General features: G+C 57.3%; 4 protein-coding genes. 3 read left to right on the top strand and 1 reads right to left on the bottom strand.

The genetic code is table 11. The annotated features are described in order from the left end of the window. Window positions 1-284 precede the first annotated feature (284 nt). The 3 genes from ASE00_RS14920 (at window position 285) to ASE00_RS23550 (ending at window position 3,199) form a co-directional block, all read left to right on the top strand. Window positions 285-2,114: a flavin-containing monooxygenase gene (locus ASE00_RS14920; RefSeq protein WP_200957944.1), complete on the top strand. Its 1,830-nt coding sequence runs from the start codon at window positions 285-287 to the stop codon at window positions 2,112-2,114. Between the two features lie 179 nt (window positions 2,115-2,293). Then, the gene (locus ASE00_RS23555; protein ID WP_156405452.1) at window positions 2,294-2,515 is read left to right on the top strand and encodes a hypothetical protein; all 222 of its coding nucleotides are present in this window, start codon (window positions 2,294-2,296) and stop codon (window positions 2,513-2,515) included. A 426-nt stretch (window positions 2,516-2,941) separates the two neighbouring features. Then, on the top strand, window positions 2,942-3,199 hold the full coding sequence (locus tag ASE00_RS23550; RefSeq protein WP_156405451.1) for a hypothetical protein: 258 nt from the start codon (window positions 2,942-2,944) through the stop codon (window positions 3,197-3,199). On the opposite strand, the gene ASE00_RS14905 is transcribed toward ASE00_RS23550, so the two are convergent. Continuing rightward, window positions 3,165-4,049: IS3 family transposase (locus tag ASE00_RS14905; RefSeq protein WP_235538700.1), on the bottom strand; the 885-nt coding region annotated here is incomplete at its 5' end. The two genes, ASE00_RS23550 and ASE00_RS14905, sit on opposite strands and share 35 nt — an antisense overlap.

Genomic DNA, 4,049 nt, shown 5'->3' with positions numbered 1-4,049 from the left:
GCAAGATGCAAGAAGCTCCAAAGATCGAGCCAAAGCGGTTTCGGCACTTCATCGCAGGAAACTTTGTCGCGCGCGGCCCATGCTTCGACAAACTGAGCAGATAGCCTTCGTGTTCAAGCGCGATTTGACCGCGCCTAGACTACGCGGGACAGCGTTACTGTGGTGGCCTACGGTATTCTGCTCGCCGTTCTGCGAGCTCGGCGAGGTGTTTCGAACGCTCCGACCGGCCTCACGACTTGAGGGGCGCGGAGGCGATTTTTCTTTCAAATGGAGACTGCAATCATATGGGTAACCAATCGACTATGGGCGGAAGTCATAGCCAGCCGGCCCTTCCGACCGATTTGAATGCGGTGCGCGCCAAATACGTTGAGGAACGCAACAAGCGTGTGAGAGCGGAAGGCGTGGCCCAGTTCGTAGCGGTCGAGGGGGCGCTTGATCACCTCATGGACGATCCCTTCGTGCCGGAGCGGGTGTCGCGAAACCCTCAGACTGCGGAAGTCGACGTCGTAGTGGTGGGAGCCGGCCATTGCGGACTGCTGGCCGCGGTGAGGCTCAAGCAGGCTGGGATCGACAACATCCGCATTATTGATGGGGCCGCCGACTTCGGGGGGACGTGGTATTGGAATCGCTACCCGGGAATTCGCTGTGATGTCGACGCCTATATTTACATGCCACTACTCGAGGAAGTGGGATATGTGCCAACGGAAAAATATGCATCCGGAACCGAGATATTCCGTAACGCTCAGAGGATCGGTGCAACCTTCGGCCTTTACGACAAGGCTCTGTTCCAGACCCATGTCGACCTGGCGCGCTGGGACGAGGAGATTCAGCGCTGGACAGTTTCGACTAATCGTGGCGACAAGATTACCGCTCGGTTTGTCATCTTCGGGCTTGGGCCGTTGAACCGACCCAAGCTTCCAGGCATCCCGGGCCTCACCAGTTTCAAGGGCCATATGTTCCACACCAGCCGGTGGGATTATAATTACACGGGGGGCAGTTCGGAAAAGCCGGAGTCTGAAATGGTGAAGCTTTGCGACAAGCGCGTTGCCATCGTTGGGACCGGTTGCACTGGTATTCAGTGTGCGCCCAGAGTCGCCGAGTTTGCAAAGCATCTGTACGTCTTCCAGAGAACGCCCTCGGCTGTCGCCGAACGGGCTAACCGCCCGACGAACCCTGAGTGGGAAAGCTCGCTTGCAGCGGGCTGGCAGAAACGGCGATCGGACAACTTCGACCGGGTAATGCAGGGCCTCCCTGAAGATGAGGATCTGGTCAATGACGGCTGGACGGAAATGCGGGAGCTGATGGCCGCTGCCTGGGCGGGGACTGTTGGCGAGACTAAGGAGGCACAGGCGGGTGCTCAGCGGGCCGAAGCGATTGATTTGGAGATGATGAACCGGATCCGCACCCGAGTCGATCTGATCGTCGAGGACCACGCCACCGCGGAGCGGCTCAAGCCTTGGTACAACCGTCTTTGCAAGCGCCCAACTTTCAGCGACCATTACTTGCAGATGTTCAACCGCCCAAATGTCGATCTCGTTGATACCAACGGACATGGTGTGGAATGCATCGAAGAGCGAGGGCTTATCGTCGATGGGAAGCTCTACGAAGTGGACTGCATCATCTTCGCCTCGGGCTTCGAAGTCGGGACTGATTATAGCCGTCGTGGGGATATCAAGATTATCGGCCGGAATGGCATCACGCTCTCCGAGAAATGGTCGGGCGGAATGAAGACTCTTTACGGCTATCTCTCAAGTGGCTATCCGAATTGCTTCCACATGGGCGCCTTTCTTCAAAACGCTGCGTTCGGAAATTTCACCGCAGTCTTCGATCGGCAAGCTAGCCGAATTGCCGAAATAATCGTCCGGTTGAATGAGGCGGGCGCCAAGACGATCGAGGCGAGCGCTGCCGGCGAGGATGCATGGGTGGCAGCCGTGCGGGAAAGCTATCACGCAAGCGAACCGTTTCTGGCGCAATGTACGCCCGGATATTACAACGGCGAAGGCAAGACGACGGACGGCATCCTTTATGAGCAATACAACGGTGGCGTGACGCGCTTCGAAGAGATCGTTCAAAAGTGGATAGACGATGGATTGAGTGGCGCAGTGGTCCGATAAAGCAGACACGCAGTGGAGCAAATTGCGTACCAAATTTATTATGAAGTGGGCATAACTAAATGACTATCCGGCTGACGCGGCGGGCTCATGGTGAGGGACTGAAGCATTCCTTGTAGGAATGTCGGCTGAAAGAGCGGATGATAACGTCATCGGTGATGCTTAGTGCTTGCGGATGTGCTTTGAAGCCTGCTGATCTCGGGCGAGGAGCGTCTACTGGCCCAACGCAGGAGGTCAACGACCAATACCTGCAGCGAAATCTCGACGAACATTTGGACGTGATCCTTGACGGCCCCCCATTGAAGATCGTCACGCCAATTTCGGCACAGCTGGATAATCTCGCATATCCTGAGCCGCACGTCGCCGATCGTCACCGGTATTTCAGCTTCCAGATGGAATGGTAGCGACGATGGAACGTGGCGTAACAACCCGAGCTAGGCTGCACAGGTTCATTAGCCGACAACCGTAAGTGTAGGCATCGATGAAATCCTGGTCGTGCGTTAAACTGGGCGCCATCATAATTGTAGCGCTGAACGAGTAGAATGCCAGATTATAATCGGTGAATTCGCAAAGTAAGAACACTTCCATGTCCGGTCTGACGTCTTTGTCCGCAATGACCAGAGCGGTTTTCAGTCTATATGGATCGATGGGGATTCCCATGGGGCGGGTTCTCTGATTCGGAATCCGTGCTGGCGAAGGAGGCCGGCATGGAAGGGTCGAGTCTTATCGCGTGATCTTCGGGATCGTGTCGTTGCCGCCGTCGACGGCGGAGTGTCGTGCCGGCGCGCTGCCGAGCGGTTCGGGGTCAGCGCGGCGAGCGCGATCCGGTGGTGGCAGTTGGCGCTCGCTCACGGCACGCCGACCGCCATGCCGCAGGGGGCGATCTCGGACTGAAGATCGAGGACCATGCGGGCTTCATCCTAGATGCGATCAAGCAGGAGCCGGACCCGACGCTCGCCGAGTTGCAGGCGATGCTGGCCGAGCGCGGCGTAAGCGTCAGCATCGCGACGCTGTGGTGGACTTGTAACGCATTTGTGCCGGTCACCTATCTCATTAAGCCACCTTGGCTTCGAACGCGAGCGGGCTGATGCCGCCCAGATATGAATGGCGGCGGCGGGTGTTGTAGAATCCGTTGATGTACTGAAAGATGGCGGCTTCTGCCTGACGCCGCGTCGGCCAGCTCTGCCGCCAGATGAGTTCGGCCTTCAGGGATTTGAAGAAGGTCTCGACGGACGCATTGTCGTAGCAATTTCCTTTGCCGCTCGATGGACGCAGGCCATAGGCCTGCAGCTTTTTCTGATAGTCGTAGGAGCAATATTGGCTGCCGCGATCTGAATGGAAAATGCAGCCCTCAGGTGGCTGGCGCAGGCGCACCGCCATATCCAGCGCCCGGATCGCCAGATCCTTTTTCATCCTGTCACTGACAGCCCAACCAACGACACGCCGGCTATGCAGGTCGAGGATGACGGCAAGGTAGAGCCAGCCTTCTAAGGTCCAGCTATAGGTGATGTCGCCCGCCCATTTACGGTTGGGCGCATCGGTGGCGAAGTCGCCGTCCAGCCAGTTCGCTGCGACCCCCAGGCGATGGTGGCTGTCGGTTGTGATTTTGTGCTTGCGCGTGCGGACCGGCTTGATTCCGTTGATCTTCATCAGTCGCTCGCCAACGCCGAGCCCAACCTCTTTCAGTTCCATGGTCATCCTCGGACGACCATAGCTGCCGAGGCTGAGGCTGTACTGTTCCCGGATATGAGCCAGCACTTTCATACCCGTCCGCTTCCGCCGACTGATCGGTCGCGAACGCCAGGATCGATAGCCGCGCTCACTGACAAGCATGACACTTGAGGTGATCGGGAAAAATTGGTCCAAACGGTAAGTTAGTTTTTCCGGCGCATTTCCTTTTTGGAGGGAGGTACGTCGATGAAGAAGCAGCGATTTTCG

Origin of the sequence: Sphingomonas sp. Root710 (assembly GCF_001429065.1) — a bacterium.
Taxonomy (GTDB): domain Bacteria; phylum Pseudomonadota; class Alphaproteobacteria; order Sphingomonadales; family Sphingomonadaceae; genus Rhizorhabdus.
The sequence above is the reverse complement of the archived record's forward strand: the minus strand, read 5'-3'. Positions and strand labels throughout refer to the sequence as shown.